Annotated in this window: 21 protein-coding genes; 9 read left to right on the top strand and 12 right to left on the bottom strand. The window is 59.9% G+C overall.

Annotated features, from left to right (window positions below):
• Window positions 1-115: 115 nt before the first annotated feature.
• The 5 genes from ACP7BS_RS00500 to lgt form a co-directional block, all read right to left on the bottom strand.
• On the bottom strand, window positions 116-991 hold the full coding sequence (locus ACP7BS_RS00500; protein ID WP_426235246.1) for a hypothetical protein: 876 nt from the start codon (window positions 989-991) through the stop codon (window positions 116-118).
• A gap of 86 nt (window positions 992-1,077) precedes the next feature.
• On the bottom strand, window positions 1,078-2,229 hold the full coding sequence (locus tag ACP7BS_RS00505; protein WP_426235248.1) for a M24 family metallopeptidase: 1,152 nt from the start codon (window positions 2,227-2,229) through the stop codon (window positions 1,078-1,080).
• A 1-nt stretch (window position 2,230) separates the two neighbouring features.
• Window positions 2,231-3,025 carry a peptidoglycan editing factor PgeF gene (gene pgeF, locus ACP7BS_RS00510; RefSeq protein WP_426236427.1) on the bottom strand — a complete coding sequence of 265 codons (795 nt, stop codon included), beginning with the start codon at window positions 3,023-3,025 and terminating at the stop codon, window positions 2,231-2,233.
• 158 nt (window positions 3,026-3,183) lie between these two features.
• Window positions 3,184-4,278 carry a class I SAM-dependent methyltransferase gene (locus tag ACP7BS_RS00515; protein ID WP_426235250.1) on the bottom strand — a complete coding sequence of 365 codons (1,095 nt, stop codon included), beginning with the start codon at window positions 4,276-4,278 and terminating at the stop codon, window positions 3,184-3,186.
• Window positions 4,279-4,288: 10 nt separating this feature from the next.
• Complete coding sequence (gene lgt / locus ACP7BS_RS00520) at window positions 4,289-5,131, bottom strand: prolipoprotein diacylglyceryl transferase (RefSeq protein WP_426235252.1); 843 nt, start codon at window positions 5,129-5,131, stop codon at window positions 4,289-4,291.
• Window positions 5,132-5,319: 188 nt separating this feature from the next.
• Between lgt and ACP7BS_RS00525 the strand changes: the two genes are divergently transcribed.
• The 6 genes from ACP7BS_RS00525 to ACP7BS_RS00550 all read left to right on the top strand — a co-directional run bounded on the left by ACP7BS_RS00525 (window position 5,320) and on the right by ACP7BS_RS00550 (window position 8,744).
• Complete coding sequence (locus ACP7BS_RS00525) at window positions 5,320-5,580, top strand: accessory factor UbiK family protein (RefSeq protein WP_426235254.1); 261 nt, start codon at window positions 5,320-5,322, stop codon at window positions 5,578-5,580.
• A gap of 435 nt (window positions 5,581-6,015) precedes the next feature.
• Window positions 6,016-6,516: a YbjN domain-containing protein gene (locus ACP7BS_RS00530; RefSeq protein WP_426227261.1), complete on the top strand. Its 501-nt coding sequence runs from the start codon at window positions 6,016-6,018 to the stop codon at window positions 6,514-6,516.
• Between the two features lie 2 nt (window positions 6,517-6,518).
• Window positions 6,519-7,337, top strand: a complete 819-nt coding sequence (gene proC, locus ACP7BS_RS00535) for a pyrroline-5-carboxylate reductase (RefSeq protein ID WP_426235256.1) — start codon at window positions 6,519-6,521, stop codon at window positions 7,335-7,337.
• A gap of 15 nt (window positions 7,338-7,352) precedes the next feature.
• A complete protein-coding gene (locus ACP7BS_RS00540) occupies window positions 7,353-7,694 on the top strand; it encodes a tRNA-binding protein (RefSeq protein ID WP_426235258.1) in 342 nt (113 codons plus the stop codon).
• Window positions 7,695-7,719: 25 nt separating this feature from the next.
• Window positions 7,720-8,277 carry a protein tyrosine phosphatase gene (locus ACP7BS_RS00545; RefSeq protein WP_426235260.1) on the top strand — a complete coding sequence of 186 codons (558 nt, stop codon included), beginning with the start codon at window positions 7,720-7,722 and terminating at the stop codon, window positions 8,275-8,277.
• Between the two features lie 140 nt (window positions 8,278-8,417).
• On the top strand, window positions 8,418-8,744 hold the full coding sequence (locus ACP7BS_RS00550; RefSeq protein WP_426235262.1) for a hypothetical protein: 327 nt from the start codon (window positions 8,418-8,420) through the stop codon (window positions 8,742-8,744).
• A gap of 32 nt (window positions 8,745-8,776) precedes the next feature.
• Here ACP7BS_RS00550 and ACP7BS_RS00555 read toward each other — a convergent pair whose 3' ends face one another.
• The 3 genes from ACP7BS_RS00555 to ACP7BS_RS00565 are packed head-to-tail and all read right to left on the bottom strand — an operon-like array spanning window position 8,777 to window position 11,359.
• The gene (locus tag ACP7BS_RS00555; protein ID WP_426235264.1) at window positions 8,777-10,156 is read right to left on the bottom strand and encodes an ATP-binding protein; all 1,380 of its coding nucleotides are present in this window, start codon (window positions 10,154-10,156) and stop codon (window positions 8,777-8,779) included.
• A gap of 26 nt (window positions 10,157-10,182) precedes the next feature.
• Window positions 10,183-10,884: a response regulator gene (locus ACP7BS_RS00560; protein WP_426227273.1), complete on the bottom strand. Its 702-nt coding sequence runs from the start codon at window positions 10,882-10,884 to the stop codon at window positions 10,183-10,185.
• A 49-nt stretch (window positions 10,885-10,933) separates the two neighbouring features.
• Complete coding sequence (locus ACP7BS_RS00565) at window positions 10,934-11,359, bottom strand: MarR family winged helix-turn-helix transcriptional regulator (protein ID WP_426228492.1); 426 nt, start codon at window positions 11,357-11,359, stop codon at window positions 10,934-10,936.
• A 329-nt stretch (window positions 11,360-11,688) separates the two neighbouring features.
• On the opposite strand from ACP7BS_RS00565, the gene ACP7BS_RS00570 reads away from it, so the two are divergent.
• Entirely contained in the window at window positions 11,689-12,579 is an 891-nt protein-coding gene (locus ACP7BS_RS00570) for a branched-chain amino acid aminotransferase (protein WP_426227274.1), read from the top strand.
• A gap of 106 nt (window positions 12,580-12,685) precedes the next feature.
• Here the strand turns inward: ACP7BS_RS00570 and ACP7BS_RS00575 are convergent, their stop codons facing one another.
• Window positions 12,686-12,955, bottom strand: coding sequence for a hypothetical protein (locus tag ACP7BS_RS00575; RefSeq protein ID WP_426122376.1), 270 nt, complete (start codon window positions 12,953-12,955; stop codon window positions 12,686-12,688).
• Window positions 12,956-13,379: 424 nt separating this feature from the next.
• Here ACP7BS_RS00575 and ACP7BS_RS00580 point away from each other — a divergent pair, with 424 nt between their 5' ends.
• Entirely contained in the window at window positions 13,380-13,544 is a 165-nt protein-coding gene (locus tag ACP7BS_RS00580; RefSeq protein WP_426235266.1) for a hypothetical protein, read from the top strand.
• Between the two features lie 135 nt (window positions 13,545-13,679).
• Window positions 13,680-14,321, top strand: coding sequence for an MBL fold metallo-hydrolase (locus tag ACP7BS_RS00585; protein WP_426227278.1), 642 nt, complete (start codon window positions 13,680-13,682; stop codon window positions 14,319-14,321).
• 93 nt (window positions 14,322-14,414) lie between these two features.
• Here the strand turns inward: ACP7BS_RS00585 and ACP7BS_RS00590 are convergent, their stop codons facing one another.
• The 3 genes from ACP7BS_RS00590 to ACP7BS_RS00600 form a co-directional block, all read right to left on the bottom strand.
• Window positions 14,415-14,858 (bottom strand): BA14K family protein, encoded by a 444-nt coding sequence (locus ACP7BS_RS00590; RefSeq protein WP_426227280.1) that lies wholly within the window; start codon window positions 14,856-14,858, stop codon window positions 14,415-14,417.
• A gap of 144 nt (window positions 14,859-15,002) precedes the next feature.
• Window positions 15,003-15,218 carry a cold-shock protein gene (locus tag ACP7BS_RS00595; protein WP_037098666.1) on the bottom strand — a complete coding sequence of 72 codons (216 nt, stop codon included), beginning with the start codon at window positions 15,216-15,218 and terminating at the stop codon, window positions 15,003-15,005.
• A gap of 547 nt (window positions 15,219-15,765) precedes the next feature.
• A complete protein-coding gene (locus tag ACP7BS_RS00600) occupies window positions 15,766-16,662 on the bottom strand; it encodes a DMT family transporter (protein WP_426235268.1) in 897 nt (298 codons plus the stop codon).
• Between the last annotated feature and the right edge of the window lie 85 nt (window positions 16,663-16,747).

The following is a 16,747-nucleotide window of genomic DNA, read 5'->3' on the forward strand; positions in this document are numbered from 1 at the left end:
GAATGCAAGGGGATTGCCGCGTTGCAGCGTAGTTTATCCTAAAAAGATTTGTCCAAACGTGGCGAAGTAACGACATTTCGCCTCAAAGGGCCAGATTTTCCGTTTTGCCCGGTGCTTAGCCGGCATTGCCGTCGCGCCAGCTCAAATACTCGTTGATGGTCTTCGTGGCGATCGCCTGCATCGTCTGTGGCGGTACGACGGACCAGAGATTGGCGGCGGTCGCGTTCACCGTATCCTGTCCCTGGATGCGGTGCAGCCGGTTGCCTGTGCCGTCAAGCACGTCCCAGACATAGACCACGGTCGTCTTGCCGCCGTCGTTCAGTGCCGAGAAATAGCCCTTGAGGATATGCTGGCTACTGGTGTCGGATGCAGCCTTGATCGTCAGGCCGTGAGAGCGGGCCTCGGCGCCGAGCTGTTTGGAGAGCGGCGTGACGACCTCGACCGGCGCACCGATGATCGGCAGGAAGCGGATCGTGCCGGCTGTCGCCGCAGGGGCGATGGCCGCAGACTTTTGCGGAGGCTGGTCCTGAGGCTCCTGCTCGGCCGCCTGTTGTTCGGGTTCGCTTGCCTGCCCGTTCGCCGCAGTATCCTGGTCATCGGCCGTGTCTGCGGGTTCGGCGGCGACGGGGCGGCGCGACACCTGCCGTTCCTGCACCGGGATCTCGCCTTGCTGCAAACGGCTGGCCTGCGCATCGAGCGATCCGGCCGGATCGGTATAGTCGGAATCGCCCTGCGCCATCACGGTGCCGCTCGGGCCTTCCGAAAATCCCTCCTGCTCGGGTGCTGAAAGCTGCGTGCTTTGCACCGGCGTCGATGCCTGTGGCGCGACGTCAACCGTCTGCATGGAATCGAGATCGGACTGGTTGACCGGAGGGGAGCGGAACGTGCCTGCACCGACATCGACCTGCGGGGTCAGGTCGTCCATGCTGTTGCAGCCCGTCAGGGCGGCAATCATTGCAAGGCTCGCAAAAAGCATGATCAGCTTGTGCATTGTCCTACCGTCCGGTTCCTCGGTGACGGAATGCCTTGAAGGCCCCAGCTTCTTCCGCCGTTCAAAAGGACGATAGATCAATTTTCCTAAGCAGAGATGAAGTCCAGCCCATAGCGCGACAATGCCTTCGGCGCGCCGTCCGTGGTCAGGTAGGTCTGGCCGAGCGTCATGGCCGCGCCGCTGTCGCTGTCCATGATGATCATATGGACGAACAGCGACATGTCGGGCGTGATCTCCTGCGGATTGCCCATATGGAACATCTGGTGCTCCATCCATGACGGCGAGAAGCGGGCGCCGAGCGAGTAACCGCAGGCGTTCAGCCGGTGCCGGGTGAGGCCGCGCTCATCCATGATCTTGGAGTGCACGTCGAACACGGTGCCGAACGTATTGCCGGGGCGGAGAACCATCTCGATGGCCTGGATGGTGTCGCGGCAGGCGCTGTACAGTTCGCGGTGGCGGTTGGTGGGCTCGCCGATCACGACGGTGCGCATCATGGCGGCGTGATAGTGGGCGCTGACGCCGGCCCATTCCAGCGTCAGCTGGTCCTGCGCGTCCAGCGTCCGGCGGCCGGCCTTGTAGCGGCAGAGCAGGGCGTCGGCACCGGAGCCGATGATGAATTCGTTGGCGGGGTAGTCGCCGCCGCCGGCAAAGACGGCCCCTTGCATCGCGGCCAGGATGGCGGCTTCGCCGCCGCCGGCATGGATCAGCGGAATGGCGGCATCCAGCGCGTCGTCGGCAAGGCTTGCCGCCTTTTCGACATAGACGATCTCTGCGGCGCTCTTTACCAGGCGGAGGCGGCTGACCAGCAGTGAGGCATCGACCAGTTCGCCGAAACTCGTCAGCTGCTGGTCCAGCAACCGGGCAGTGCGGCCGGTCATGCCATGGGTATCATATTCGATGCCGATGCGGGTGCCGAGCAGGTCGAGATCGCTGAGCAGGTTCTTCAGATCCATAGTCGGATCGGCGTTGACGCGATCCACCCAGACTTCAACGCGCTCGATGTTGGATGTGTGCTTGGCCTGGCGCAGATCGGCCGAGCGGGTCAAAAGAACCATCGAACCGTCGGCCTTGACCACCAGCGTCTGGAAGAAACAGTAGCCGAACGTGTCATAGCCCGTCAGCCAATACATGCTTTCCTGCGCAAACAGCAGCATGGCGGCCAGCTTCTCTTCCTTCATCTTGGCCGTCAGCCGTTCCAGCCGCGCCGAAAATTCATCCTGCGTAAAATGCAGTGCCATGTCATGCCTCCCGTATGGATATTGCAGAAATCTGCCGGCCATAATCCGGCTCGCTGCGATGGGTCTTGCGGCGGTAGGAGAAAAAGCGCTCCTCGTCCGCATAGGTGCAAAGGTCGAGATTTTCGGCCGTGACGCCTGCATCGGTCAGCCGCCTGGTGGTCAGTCCCGGCAGGTCGAACATGGCGTGACCCTCGCGCGGCGAGGGCGTGAAGAAGGCCGCGTAGCCGGGGTCCTTCTCCACAAACCGCTCGACGAATTCGGTGCCGACCTCGTAATTCCGGCGGCTGATCGATGGGCCAAGGCTTGCGGCGATATGTTCGCGGCGGGCACCCAGAGAGATCATCGCCACGATCGTGCTTTCGAGCACACCAGTCAGCGCGCCTTTCCAGCCGGCATGCGCGGCGCCGATCACGCCGGCCTCGGCATCGGCAAACAGGACGGGGCCGCAATCGGCCGACAGCACGCCGATGACGAGGCCGGGCGTCGCGGTCACCAGAGCGTCGGCCTCAGTGCGCCTGCCGTCATAACTGGCATCGACGATGATGGTGTCGGGCGAATGGACCTGATGCACCGTTGCCAATTTTTGTGGCGCAGCACCGAACCAAGCGCTGACCCGGGCGCGGTTTTCTTCGACGTGGGCGCGGTCGTCGCTCGATCCGAGCCCGACATTGAGGCCCTGATAGATGCCGCCCGAGACGCCACCTTCACGGGTGAAATAGCCATGCCTGATGGCATTTCCTGCCCTTGCGGAGAGAAGCGGGCTTTGCACAGGGGAGAGCAAGGCATCATCCTTCATCGGTTGCTTTGCCTTTTCGATATGCTGCAATGCGGTGGGTTTTCCGGGCGTGGCGGCTGCGTCAGCCCAGGTGATTTGGCCGGATGTTGGCCTTAAGGGGCGGCCTCTGTCAATCCACCGAAACGACAGCGGACGTCGCCGGCGCTTCCTGGCAGCGGCTATTTTTGGAAGGGCACCAGCGCCACATTCGGGCTGCTGACAACCAGAACCTTGAACAATTCGCCCATTTTCCCTTCGCCGGCGCCGGCCAGCCGTTCAGCGTCAGCACGGATGTTTTCCTGTGTTTCGGCACTCTTGTCGCGGCCAAGGGCTGCGGCCCGTTCGGCAAGGCCAAGTGCGATCAGAAAATCGCCCTGGTAGCTCAACCCGTTGATCTGCAAACCCTCGGTCACCGCTCTGCGGGCAAGCTGTTCGAAATCGACATGGCTGGTAATGTCGGCCAGCCCCGGATGGGCAAGCGGCGGATCGAACTGATGATCGCGCACCGCCTGCAGCGTGTCGCCGAGACCGGTTGCCAAATGGCCGTAATCGATGATCACGGCCGTTCCGCCATGGGTGCGGATACGCTCGCTAAGCGCTGCCATCACCGCATCGCGGGCAGGGGCGCTTTCGAACACTGTCGCGGAGGGAGCGGCCGGTGCGGATGCGGGAAGCAGGTCCGGATCGATGCCGGCCACGCCCGCCGCAAACGCCAGTTCGCCGTCCGCATCAAGGCCGACGAGCCGCTCTTTGAACCCTTGCGCCGTCTTGACGAACTGCCGGATGGGGATGGCGTCGAACAGTTCGTTGGCCACCAGAAGTAGAAAGCCGTCCGGCAAAGTGTCGAAGCCGTCATGCCAGGAAATCTTGAACTTATGGGCGACCAGCGTCTGCTGCTGAACCTTCTGCAGCCGCTCGCTGGTTTCGACCAGATGGACATTGGCCGCTTCATAGAGACGGGGGGACAGTTTGGCGACGACGCGCAGGATGTCGGCCATCATCGTGCCACGGCCAGGACCGATCTCGACAATATTGACCGGTACAGGTTCACCGTGCCGCTGCCATGCCTGGACGAGGAAGATGCCGAGCATTTCCCCAAACAGCTGGCTGATCTCCGGCGCCGTGATGAAATCGCCGGATTGGCCGAAGGGTTCCCGCGTCCTGTAGTAGCCATGTTCCGGATCGGCCAGGCAAAGCGAAAAATAGTCGGTCACGCTGATCGGGCCGTTGGCAAGAATGATGGCCTTGATCTTTTCCGCAAGCGGCGTGGTCATGTCGGCCCCTTCACGCGGTCGCGGTGGCGCGGCGGGCCCGCAGGATGGCCCACAGACCGATCATCACCATCGGCACCGACAGCAGCATGCCCATTGTCAGCCAGCCGCCCAGAAGATAGCCCAGCTGCGCGTCCGGCTCGCGGAAGAACTCCACGAAGATGCGTGCCAGACCATAGCCGGTCACGAAGATGCCGCAGACCAGCCCCGGGGTTTTCAGTGCGTGGCGGTAATAGATCATCACGGCAAGGACCGTCAGCAGCACGAGGCCTTCGAGCGCAGCCTCGTACAGCTGGCTCGGGTGACGGGCGAAAGGGCCACCTGTCGGAAAGACGACGGCCCAAGGCGCAGACGATAACCGGCCCCACAATTCGGCATTGATGAAATTGGCGACACGGCCGAAGAACAGGCCGATCGGCACGACGGCGGCGACGATATCGAACAGGCTCCAGACGGCGATCCTGTTGCGCTTGGCAAACAGGATCATGGCAATCATCGTGCCGATCAGGCCGCCATGGAAGGACATGCCGCCATTCCAGATTTCCAAGGCCCGGATCGGGTTGGCAATCACGCTTTGCAGGTCGTAGAACAGGATGTAACCGATGCGCCCGCCGCCGACGATACCGGCTGCAACCCAGAGCAGGAAGTCATCGAGCTGCGCTTCGGTGACGGCCGGCGACCCGTTACGCCACAATGCGGTGTTGCGCGCCAGTCTGCGGGCATATTGCCAGCCGATCAGGATGCCTGCCACGTAAGCCAGGCCATACCAGTGGATCTGCAGCGGGCCAATGGAAACGAGCACCGGATCGATTTCCGGAAAGGGCATGATCGAGAAGAGTGTCGCTATTGTTTCCAAGGTCTTGCTTCATTTCCACTGGTTGTTTGCCGGAACATGGCCTTGCGGCAAGGCAGGGTCAAGGCGAGCCGCGTTCACGAAAGGCTGACATCACCGGTATTTTTCCTTGCATCGGTCCGCATGTGCTCCTACCTCCTCTTCAAGCCCGCATGGTGGGCGATGGACGCCAAACACCGGAGACCGAGACGATGAGCACAGGCGCAAACCGCATTCTGGATGATTTTGCCAAGCTGATGACGGACGCTGCGGGTGCGGCCAAGGGCGTGCGCAAGGAAATGGAAACCGTTTTTCGTGCCCAGGGCGAACGGCTGCTGAATTCCATGGATATCGTCAAGCGCGAGGAGTTCGAAGCCGTGCGCGAAATGGTTCTGAAGGCGCGCGACGAAAACGACGCGCTTCTGGCCCGCATCGCAGCCCTTGAGGCGCGGCTCGCCGATACCGGCAAGTAAGCATAATCAACGCGGTGGCCCCCACTGGGCCACCGCGGCCGATCGATATTTGGGGCAGGTGTCCCGGGACGGTACAAGGGGGCTCTTTTTCAGGGGCGCCCGGGCGGCATTTTTCATAAATCTTTCACCCTGTGGACACTGCCGAAAAACGCTTATGGCAGAGTCGTTTAAGAACGGGTGCTGAATCAATTTAAGAGAGCCTATCCACAACCACCGGCGCTATTTTTCACCCGGGGGGCTTTCATGCGGACTCCGGCATTATACACTGATTTTAAATGATGATTCGAAACGGATCACGCAAGCTCCGGGCAGGGTATGTCAGCCAGGATGGTCGTGTTTCCGGTAATCATAAGTGTTTGTTTCTGGTGTTTGAGTTTGCAGCCTTGTGTGTGAACACGATGATGCATGTCTGCACCAGGACTTTTGGGGTGATGCATGAGCCTGATGGAACTGGAACTTGAGCGCCAATCGAACCCGGTCGATATGATCGAGTTCGTCGCGGCCAATAATGATTGGTCCTTCGAGCGCTCCGGCGAGGACGAAATCGCCATGACAGTGGAAGGGAAGTGGACCGATTACCACGTCTCCTTCTCCTGGATGGAAGAGTTCGAGGCGCTGCATCTTGCTTGCGCCTTCGACATCAAGGTTCCCGAAAGCCGCGTCAACGAAGTGATCCGGCTGCTCTCCCATATCAACGGTCAGGTGCTGATGGGTCATTTCGATCTCTGGCGCCAGGAAGACGTGGTGATCTTCCGTCAGTCGCTGCTGCTTGCAGGCGGTGCCGAGCCGACCAACCAGCAGGTCGAAGTTCTGCTGTCCAGCGCGCTTGAAGCGTGCGAATCCTATTTCCAGGCCTTCCAGTTCGTCGTCTGGTCGGGGGTCGATGCACAGACCGCCGTCGAGGCCGTGATGTTCGAAACCGTCGGAGAGGCATGACGATGGCTGTGCGTGCGTCGGGTCCGATCGTTCTCATCGGTGCAGGCAATATGGGCGGCGCGATGCTCGCCGGCTGGCTGAAGAGCGGCATCTCCGGTGCCGATCTGCTGGTGATCGATCCCGGTCCGCCGCCTGCCATGGCCAAGCTGATCTCTGATAACGGTGCACGCCACGCAACTTCCGCGCCTGCGGACCTCAAGGCCGGCGTTCTGTTCCTCGCGGTCAAACCGCAGATGATGGGCACCGTGCTGCCGCCGCTGAAAGGGCTTGTTGGCCCTGAAACGGTAGTGGTTTCCGTTGCCGCCGGTACGACGCTGTCCTTCATGCAATCGCATCTCGGCGATGCCGCCATGGTGCGGGCGATGCCGAATACGCCGGCGATGATCGGCCGTGGTGTTACCGGCGCCTTTGCCAACGGTGCAGTATCAGCGGCTCAGCGGGACCTCGTTCACAACCTGTTGAAAGTGTCGGGCCCGGTCGAATGGGTCGAAACCGAAGCCGATATCGATGCCGTTACCGCCGTCTCGGGCAGCGGCCCGGCCTATGTATTCTATCTCGTCGAGTGCATGGCGGAGGCTGGCCGCAAGGCCGGTCTTCAGGCGGACCTTGCCATGCGGCTCGCACGGGAAACCGTCGCGGGGGCTGGTGAGCTTTTGCATCAGTCCCCCGACGACGCCTCAAAACTTCGCCAGAACGTGACGTCTCCGGGCGGCACCACGGCGGCGGCGCTCAACATTCTCATGGCCGATGACGGCATGCAGCCTCTGTTCGACAGAGCGATTGCCGCAGCCCGCAAGCGGGCGGAAGAACTGGCCGGTTAATTCAGGACTTTTTCCATGACCGAGACCATCGCTTATGCCGATTTCGAGCGTGTCGATATTCGCACCGGCACGATCGTCGAGGCATCGCCTTTTCCGGAAGCGCGCAAGCCGGCCATCAAGATCGTCATCGATTTCGGCCCGGAGATCGGCCTCAAGAAATCGTCGGCGCAGATCACCGCCCACTACACGCCGGAAAGCCTCGTCGGCCGCCAGGTGCTCGGCGTCGTCAATTTTCCGCCGCGCCAGATCGGCCCGTTCCGCTCGGAAGTCCTGACATTGGGTTTCGAGGACGAGGCCGGCGCGATCGTGCTTGCCGCCACCGACAAGCCGGTTCCGAACGGCAAGCGGCTGCTGTAGAGAATTTCTTCCAGGGATATTGCTGATGAACCTCAGTGCCGTTCGAGACTTCGTCCGTGTCACCTGCCTGCGCGATGCGGCCCTGGTCGCGGGCGACTGGTCGGCCTCGCATGTCGTTTCGCTGCTCGATCCGGAACTGGCCGAAGAGCACGTTCCGCGCATTACCAATGCGAAGCATCATGTGGTGCGGCTGCGCGATCAGGAAAACGCGCTGGCGACTGGCCATTTTCCGGATGCGGTCACGGCCTTCTTCGATGCCGTTCTTCCTGCCATCGAACGGGAGGACAGCCGCATCCTGGTGCATTGCCATGCGGGCGTCAGCCGCTCCACTGCATTTGCCTACGGAATCCTTGCTCACCGCTTTGGCGCTGGCCGCGAGGAGGAGGCTTTTGCGGCGCTGCTGTCGATCGTCAACAAGCCATGGCCGAACCGCCGCATCATCGAGATTTTCGACGCGCACTGGCAAAGGGAAGGGCGGCTTCTCGCCCCGCTCGACGTCATGCGGGCAAAGCACCCGAAACGTATTGACGCCTGGCACCGGTTCAACGAACGGCGCGGGATGACCGGAACCTATTCGCGGTGAGGAGATCCGTTAACGGAGCGCTTATTTTCCGTTGCCTTCGAAATGTGCGGAATAGTGTTCTGCACGTCGCAATAGCGGTTTCGGTGCAAGGCTGCGTCCCCTATCCAGTTTATAAAACTGTTCAGCGTGGACAGAGCTTCTTGGTTCAAAATGAGCACGGTAAGCCGATGGCGGGTGCTTTGGTGACCTACATCTCCAACTTCCAACCTCATGGTTCAGAACTTCGCTTTACCCGTCAAACTGACGAACAGGGACGTGCGGGATTCCCGACAGTTCGCGAATGGCAGACCGAGTCGTTTCTGATGATGCACGGCATCAGGGCGTATTCTTGGTCTTGGTGCATCACTGCCTCAGGTTACGAAACGGGGTATTCCTCCGAAAACGGCGGCCAAAAGGGCGAAAAAGGCGAAGAAGTTGTTGTCGACCTTAAGCCTGGCCAGATGACTGCATGCAGATCGCTGGAATAACAACTGCGTCGGCAGATCAACCGTCTAGGTGATCATACGGGAACCCGGACCACGGCTCTCAATCCACCCATCGGGCTATCCGACAGCGTGACATTGCCGCCATGGCTTCTGGCGATGTCCAGCGCAATGGCAAGGCCGAGGCCCGTTCCTGAACTGTCGAGATTGCGGGCCTCGTCGAGCCGGAAGAATGGTTTGAAGACGTCTTCGCGTGATCGTTCGGGGATGCCGGGACCGTCGTCGTCGACGGTGATGGTCAGCCATTTGCTGCTGTGCTTGGCATCGATATGGACGGTGCTGGCGTAGCGGTAGGCGTTGGATGCCAGATTGGCAACCAGCCGGGTGAAGGCGTTGGGACGGACGCGAATATTGTCGTCGCCTTCCACCGAGGTCGTGACCGTCTTTTCATGCAGTTCGCCCTCGAGCGTCAGCCGGTTCATGAGGTCGCTGAGTTTCAATTGCCCGACATCCTCCTCCGCTTCGCCGCGCGCGAAAGCGAGGTAGCCTTCCAGCATGCTCTGCATATCCTCGACATCCTGGTTGAGGTTGTCGAGATCGGCGCTGTCGCCGGCAAGGGCCAGTTGCAGCTTGAAACGGGTGAGAATGGTTCTGAGGTCGTGGCTCACGCCGGTCAGCATTGCCGTGCGCTGCTCGATCTGCCGCTCGATACGCTCGCGCATCTGGATGAAGGCGAGGCCCGCCCGGCGGATTTCTTCGGCGCCGCGCGGAGAAAAGTCGTCGATCTTCTGGCCCTTGCCAAAACTCTCCGCCGCTTTGGCGAGCGCCAGGATCGGCCGGATCTGGCCGCGCAGGAACAGGATGGCAATGGTCAAAAGCACCAGCGAGGCGCCGACCATCCAGACGATGAAGATATGGGTGTTGGACGCATAGGCCTGGCTGCGGCGCGCATAGACACGCAGGATACGCTTGTCGTCGAGCTTGATACGGACTTCGACGAGGTCCGAATTGCCCACCGTATCGATCCAGAACGGCTTGCGGATCTGGTCGGAAATCTCCTCGCTGAGGATCTGATCGAGAATTTCGAAGAAGGGTTTTGGACGCGGCGCCGGCAATTCGCCATCCGGCTCGATCGAGATGCGCAGGTTGAGCCGGTCGCGGGCGATCTGGATGACATCGGCATAGTCGCTGGCCGGCATTTTATCGATCAGGTCGATGACGGCGGCGATATCGCCGGTCACCGCGGCAGACAGCCTTTGGGTCACCAACTGCCAATGCCGCTCCATGAAGACGAAGGCAACGACAGACTGCAGCAGAACCATCGGGATGATGACGATCAGCAGGGAGCGGGCATAGAGCCCTATCGGCAATCGCCGGCGCAGCCAGCGCATGGAGCGCTTCCAGGTGCTATCGCCGGTTTGCGCGCGGGAGCGCCGCAGGATGTCAAAGCTCGCCATGGATACCCAGCCGGATGCTCATAGGATTAGTCCACGCTCAGCCGGTAGCCGATGCCGCGGACCGTCTGCAGCCAGACGGGATTGGACGGGTCATCCTCGATCTTGCGGCGCAGGCGGTTGATCTGCACGTCAATAGTGCGTTCACCGACTTCCGACTCGTCGCTGACCAGCTCATGGCGCGGGATGGTCTCGCCGGCGCGCTGCGAAAACAGCATCATGATCTCCTGCTCGCGATCGGTCAGCCGGATATGGTCGGCGCCGCGCCGCAGTTCCTTGCGCACCACCGAGAAGGTGAAGGGGCCGAAGATGACCTGTTCGACCTTGGGCGCCTTGGCCGGTGCATTGCGCCGCAAAATATTGTTGATGCGCAGCACCAGTTCGCGCGGATCGAACGGTTTGGGCAGATAATCGTCGGCGCCGGCCTCCAGGCCCTCGATGCGCGCATTGGATTCGGCGAGCGCCGTCAGCATGATCACCGGCACGGTCTTGATCTTGCGCAGGCTCTGGGTCAGCGAAATCCCTGTCTCGCCGGGCATCATCACATCGACGATCAACAGGTCGTAGTCGATGCCTTCGAGCTTGCGGCGCGCCTGGTCGGCATCCGCGGCCGTGGTGACGCGAAATCCCTTCTCCATCAGATAGCGGTTGAGAAGATCACGGATCCGGCGGTCGTCATCCACGACCAGCAGATGGGCGGCATCGTCGTCGATCCTGATCGTCTTTGTCATCTGTCGTGGGCCCTGTCATCTGGTATAGGCCGGCTGTTGCTGCCGGGCGTCAATTTTCATCGGCATTTTTCATGCCGGCCAGGAAGCGTTTGACCAGTTCGCGTGCGCCGGGACCGGTTTTTTCCATGGCCTCGGCGATGCGCCGCGATTGTGGCTCGGCCAAGGCTCTTGCGAACGTCTTGCCTTCCTTCGTTGTATAGAGCTTGCGCTGCCTGCGATCCTCCGGCCCGGCGACTTGATGAATATACCCTGAATCGATGAGCTGTTTCAAAACACGGGCGAGGCTCTGCTTGGTGATCCGCAGCGTCTCGAGCAGGTCGGCAACCGTCATGCCAGGTTCGCGATCGACGAAGTGCAGGACACGGTGGTGCGCGCGCCCGAAGCCGCGCTTTTCGAGAATTACGTCGGGGTCGGAGGTGAAATCCCGATAGGCAAAGAAAAACAGCTCGATAATCTCAAAATCGACCGCTTCGATCGTGTCTGTCCCGGATGCGGACGTTTCGGTGTCGGTTTTCTGGTTCGGCTGTCCTGCCACGCAGTCGTTTCCTTTCAATTACAGTGCACTTTACGAAACATTCGGAAAAATACGTCAGTCATATTGACATATTTTTTCGTCATTGTTAAGCCTTTGACCGCAGAAGGGCGAACTCCCGGCGCTTGCTTGTCTGTGAAGATAGGCCGCGCCGCGCCGATCGCCAATCCAAATTCATCATAGCGGATTTCCCTGGCTGGCGTTTGCCGATAAATGGGAACAGGGAAGACAATCAACACAAGAATGGCGCGTGGACGCCAAGGGATGAGACGATGGCATCAGTTCCTTTTGATCAGTTGGACGGGCAAATCTGGTTCAACGGTGAATTCGTCGATTGGAAGGATGCCAAGATCCATGTGCTGACCCATGGGCTTCATTACGCCAGCGCCGTGTTCGAAGGCGAGCGCGCCTATGGTGGCCGCATCTTCAAGCTCACCGAGCACAACAAGCGCCTGCACAAGTCGGCTGAAATTCTCGGGTTCACGATACCCTATTCGGTCGAGGAACTGGATGTGGCGACCGTCGAGCTCCTGAAGCGCCAGGGCTTCTCCGAGGCCTATGCCCGTCCGATCGCCTGGCGTGGGTCGGAAATGATGGGCGTTTCGGCCCAGAGCAACCGCATCAACGTTGCCATCGCCATCTGGCAGTGGGGCAGCTATTTCAATCCGGCCGAAAAGCTGAAGGGCATCCGCCTCGACATCGCCGAATATCGCCGGCCTGATCCGAAGACCGCACCCTGCGCCTCCAAGGCCGCCGGCCTCTACATGATCTGCACGATTTCCAAGCATGCCGCGGAAGCCAAGGGCTACGCCGATGCGATGATGCTCGATTATCGCGGGCAAGTGGCAGAGGCGACCGGCGCCAACATCTTCTTCGTCAAGGACGGCGTCATTCATACGCCGGTTCCGGACTGCTTCCTCAACGGCATCACCCGCCAGACCGTCATCGAGCTTGCAAAGCGCCGTGGCTATCAGGTGGTCGAACGGGTGATCATGCCGGAAGAGCTTGCCGATTTCTCGGAATGCTTCCTCACCGGATCTGCAGCTGAAGTGACGCCGGTCTCCGAGATCGGCCCCTATACGTTCAAGCCGGCGACGATTTCCGAGACGTTGATGAACGACTACATGAAGGAAGTCTATCCGGTCGCTGCCGCTGCAGAATAATCGGCGGCTCCGATGCGCATTAAGAAAAGGCGGCCGATGAGCCGCCTTTTCTTGTTGCTGAGATTTGGTGCGTTGACGCGATCGGGTACGGATCGCAATCCGTGTGTCAGGCTCGGCTTTTGCCCATGACCAAGCCGGCAAGCCCGGTCAGGACACCACCGCCGACAAGTCCGCCGATGGCTTGGGTGATCAGCCCGGCGGCCGCAGCCTCGCCACCCAGCATCTGGACGAGAAACCCGCCGCCAAGGCCGCCGATCGCACCGACGATGGTCCGTACGACAACGCTGAGTGCCTGTTGCTTGAGAACGGCGCCGGCCGCGTTTCCACCCGCTGCGCCGGCAATCAATTGCGTAATGATAGGCAGTAATGCTTCCATTGCTTGCTGCTCCCGTGTCCGCCACCGGCGTCCGGCCCCCCGGACTCACCTGGCACGCCGTCGATCCGGCATGTGCAGGTTGAGGCGAAAATTCGCACGAGTCAATTTCGCAACTGCGAAAAGAGTTTTTTGCCGAGAGTCGCCTTCAGGTGGAGAGCCTGTGCATGCCGTTGTCCTGGGAATAGGATGGTGAGGCGGACGCGTGTTTTGCCCATTCACCGGCGACAGATTTCCCAGTTGCCGAATTTCCCGCGCGATCCGTTTTCAGTGAAGCAGGCGGGGTCTGTCGGACGAGGCTTTGTTCATTCCGCTGTCCCCATTGGAACTGCGCATATCTCCAAATTACAAAATACTGAAATCGTTCCGCTTTACCGGAACTTTTGGGAAATCCCGGTGTTTACACGCCACAAGAGAGGGTACGAACATGCAGCCGACCGTTTCCGAAGACCACTATTCGACCGCGCGCCAGCTGCGCCCGGTCGTCGTCACCGTCATTGCCGCCAAGCTCGCGGTTTTCGCGCTGTTGATGACGACGATCAATTTTCAGGCGCCGCTGCCGGTAGCCATCGAACTGGCGGACATACGCTAAGCGATTTCGCCCGCGTCAGCCGCGCCTGATTTCTCTCGCGATTACTCTGTGCTTGTGCACCTGTCTTTGCCGTTTTCATTGCTGCGCGTCCGTTCTATATGCTGTTCAACGAGTGAGACAGCGAGGCATAGCGGCATGTTACAGGCGGGCATTATCCCGGTTACCCATTTCCAACAGAATTGCACTGTTTTGTTCGATACCGAAACCAAGGAAGGCGTTGTCGTCGATCCGGGCGGCGATGTCGATCTGATCCTGCAGACCATCAAGGAAAACGGCATCACGGTGAAGGCGATCTGGCTGACCCACGGCCATATCGACCATGCCGGCGGTGCCAAGGAACTGAAGGACGCCCTGAACCTCGATATTATCGGCCCGCACAAGGACGATCTGCCCCTGCTCGAAAAGCTGGAGACACAGGCTGAAAAGTTCGGACTGGCGATGAAGGTCGAGAATGTGCTGCCGGACCGGTGGCTGGAGGATGGCGATACCGTGTCCTTCGGCGAGCATGTCTTCGAGGTTCTGCATTGCCCCGGCCATGCGCCTGGGCATGTCGTCTATTTTAACCGCGAACAGGGTTTTGCCCATGTCGGCGACGTGCTGTTTCGCGGCTCGATCGGCCGCACCGATCTGCCGGGCGGCAACCATCAGCAGCTTCTCGATTCCATCCGCGACAAGATCCTGCCGCTTGGCGATAGTGTCGGCTTCATCTGCGGTCACGGCCCCGGCGGTCAGATCGGCGAGGAGCGCCGGACCAATCCTTATCTGCGCGGCCTTTAAAGACCGGCATCGATCCTGTGCCGCAGGCCGGGACAACAAAAAAGGCACGTGCCGGTCAGCGCGTGCCTTTTCAGTGAAGTATTGCTTTTAGCCTCAGCCAGCCTGGCAGAAATAGTCCCGGCCGTCATAACCGCGGAACGTGCCGGACTGCGAATCGAACGAGCGGTAACGCTGCGAGCAATACCGGTACCAGCCGGGTGTCCAAGGCTCCAGTCCGCCGTAATTGCGAACGACCACCGGGCGTGGGCGGCGATAGACCGGACGGGGCTCATAATATTCGGGTTCCGGATCGATATAGACCCGTTCCTGATAGCGCGGCTGGCTGGCAATTGCGCCGCCGATGATCACGCCGGTAGCCAGGCCAAGTGCGCCGAGCGCAACAGCGTCGCCGTTATTGTGGCGGCGATAGTCCCGGTCGTAGCCACCATGACGATAGCCGCGGCGGCCCCAGTCCTCAGCCTGTGCGGACGATACTGTCGGGATGACCGTCGCTGCGGTGGCGAGGGCAAGAACGGCAGCTTTGATAACCTTGTTCATTGATTCGATCCTGTTTTCGGCCGGACACTTCAGTCCTTGATGATGAAGCCAGATTACTATGGCGAAACTGAACGCAGGCTGAATAAAAAAACCCGGCTACGAGGCCGGGCTTCAACGTCGATCTGTTGCACGAAACCCGGCTGTTTAGCCCGAAACCTGCAGGTTGACCGCCTTCGGGCCTTTGCCGCGGCGATCCGGTTCGGTGTCGAAGCTGACCTTCTGGTTCTCCGATAGTCCGTTCAGGCCCGAAGCCTGTACTGCGGAAATATGCACGAAGATGTCTGCCCCACCATTATCCGGCTTGATGAAACCAAAGCCCTTGTCGGTGTTGAAGAATTTAACAATGCCAGTCTCGGCCATACGTCAGGTCCTTTTTCCTCTGCCCGGATGCGGCGGGCAGCATTACAATGTTTTGCCCCGAAGGGCGCGCGGCAGGCAGTTCTCGACTATGAGGAAAGGGTCCTGTTATTGCAGCCAGTCATCGAAAAACTCCGTTTTTGCCCAACTGCCCGGAATATTGTGCGTGTCCGGCGCGCGTGAATATAAAGGTCTTCCCGTGTTCGCAAATTGCCCGAACACAGTAAGCTTGCTGTGTTTATTTTAAATTGGCAAGCAAAAGTTTTTTGAAACAAGTGTGCCGTTTTGGTTTGTTTAAAAAGCAATCAACTGCCGAAAAATGTGGTTCTCCTGATGATATACTGTAAATAACTGAAAATATTAGAATTTTTATGTAGATGCACGTTTTTGAGCCATTTGCGGCCGAGAGTGTCGCAGCCGGCCAAGGTAACGCAGGCTGCTCCATTGCGGATTTTGAATATTAACCGTTTGATAAAACTTGGTACGTGTCGGCATCCTAATGCAATACGCCCGAAGGCGAGAACGCTGTGCCCATACTACTGGCGCAGTATCAGGCGCCGGCGGCGATGCGCTTGGATTTCGTCAATTCGGGCACGATCTCGGCAATCAGCATGGCGGCAAAGATCGTCGCGCACCCGATATAGCCCACCATGGTAATGGTTTCGCCCAGAAGCAGAACGCCGAGCAGGGCTGCAAACAACGCTTCGCTCGACAGGAAGATCGCTGCCTGCGGCGCGGTCGTGTAGCGCTGGCCGACCACCTGGCAGATGAAGCCGATACCGCTGGAAAAGAGGCCGGCATAGAGGATTTCGGGTAGTGCGTTGGTGATCGCGGTCATATCGAGCGGTTCGAACGTCGCCCCGGCCAGGCAGCCGAGAACGGCACAGACGGCAAATTGCACCACGCAGAGCAGCATCGGCCGGCCGGTACTGCCGACGAAAATGCCGACCAGCATCACCTGAAGCGCCCAGAAGGCAGCGCAGATGATCGTCAGAAAATCGCCGTTGTTCAAACCGGAAAGTGTACCGCCGCTGAGAAGGAAAATGCCCAACAGCGCCAATCCGGCCGCCGGCCAGATGACCCAATGCGGCTTGCGGCGCAGGAACACGACCGTCAGGATCGGCACGAACACGACGTAGAGACCTGTCAGGAAGCCGGAATTGGTGACGCTGGTGGTCATGAGACCAAGCTGCTGCGTCATCGCGCCGGCAAACAGCGCAAGCCCTATCCAGAGAAAATTGCGGATGCTGGATTTGGGCATCGGCACTTCTGCCTTGCGATGCTCCCACAAAGCCAAGGGTGCCGCGACCGCTGTTGCAATGGTAAACCGAAGACCGATGAACCACATCGGACCGATCGAATCCATCGCCGTCGATTGGGCGACGAAACCGGCTCCCCAGATGGCGCCGGATAGAAGCAGGAAGAGATTGGCCTGGATGCGGGTCACGGTGCTGGTCCTGATGTCTTGGCACGAGGGCCACGCATCGGAACGATTTCAGGGCAGCAGTGCGGTGGATCCCATGTGCACCTGA

The organism is Pararhizobium sp. DWP1-1-3, assembly GCF_049896125.1.
GTDB lineage: Bacteria > Pseudomonadota > Alphaproteobacteria > Rhizobiales > Rhizobiaceae > Pararhizobium.

What these genes read in the sequence shown, in the direction of transcription:
- ACP7BS_RS00540 (WP_426235258.1), top strand. Translation starts at nt 7,353, where the DNA reads ATGACCGAGACCATCGCTTATGCCGATTTCGAGCGTGTCGATATTCGC.
- ACP7BS_RS00545 (WP_426235260.1), top strand. Translation starts at nt 7,720, where the DNA reads ATGAACCTCAGTGCCGTTCGAGACTTCGTCCGTGTCACCTGCCTGCGC.
- ACP7BS_RS00580 (WP_426235266.1), top strand. Translation starts at nt 13,380, where the DNA reads ATGCAGCCGACCGTTTCCGAAGACCACTATTCGACCGCGCGCCAGCTG.
- ACP7BS_RS00555 (WP_426235264.1), bottom strand. Translation starts at nt 10,156, where the DNA reads ATGGCGAGCTTTGACATCCTGCGGCGCTCCCGCGCGCAAACCGGCGAT.
- ACP7BS_RS00585 (WP_426227278.1), top strand. Translation starts at nt 13,680, where the DNA reads ATGTTACAGGCGGGCATTATCCCGGTTACCCATTTCCAACAGAATTGC.
- ACP7BS_RS00530 (WP_426227261.1), top strand. Translation starts at nt 6,016, where the DNA reads ATGAGCCTGATGGAACTGGAACTTGAGCGCCAATCGAACCCGGTCGAT.
- pgeF (WP_426236427.1), bottom strand. Translation starts at nt 3,025, where the DNA reads ATGAAGGATGATGCCTTGCTCTCCCCTGTGCAAAGCCCGCTTCTCTCC.
- ACP7BS_RS00500 (WP_426235246.1), bottom strand. Translation starts at nt 991, where the DNA reads ATGCACAAGCTGATCATGCTTTTTGCGAGCCTTGCAATGATTGCCGCC.
- ACP7BS_RS00505 (WP_426235248.1), bottom strand. Translation starts at nt 2,229, where the DNA reads ATGGCACTGCATTTTACGCAGGATGAATTTTCGGCGCGGCTGGAACGG.
- proC (WP_426235256.1), top strand. Translation starts at nt 6,519, where the DNA reads ATGGCTGTGCGTGCGTCGGGTCCGATCGTTCTCATCGGTGCAGGCAAT.
- ACP7BS_RS00590 (WP_426227280.1), bottom strand. Translation starts at nt 14,858, where the DNA reads ATGAACAAGGTTATCAAAGCTGCCGTTCTTGCCCTCGCCACCGCAGCG.
- ACP7BS_RS00515 (WP_426235250.1), bottom strand. Translation starts at nt 4,278, where the DNA reads ATGACCACGCCGCTTGCGGAAAAGATCAAGGCCATCATTCTTGCCAAC.
- ACP7BS_RS00570 (WP_426227274.1), top strand. Translation starts at nt 11,689, where the DNA reads ATGGCATCAGTTCCTTTTGATCAGTTGGACGGGCAAATCTGGTTCAAC.
- ACP7BS_RS00525 (WP_426235254.1), top strand. Translation starts at nt 5,320, where the DNA reads ATGAGCACAGGCGCAAACCGCATTCTGGATGATTTTGCCAAGCTGATG.
- ACP7BS_RS00560 (WP_426227273.1), bottom strand. Translation starts at nt 10,884, where the DNA reads ATGACAAAGACGATCAGGATCGACGACGATGCCGCCCATCTGCTGGTC.
- ACP7BS_RS00575 (WP_426122376.1), bottom strand. Translation starts at nt 12,955, where the DNA reads ATGGAAGCATTACTGCCTATCATTACGCAATTGATTGCCGGCGCAGCG.
- ACP7BS_RS00595 (WP_037098666.1), bottom strand. Translation starts at nt 15,218, where the DNA reads ATGGCCGAGACTGGCATTGTTAAATTCTTCAACACCGACAAGGGCTTT.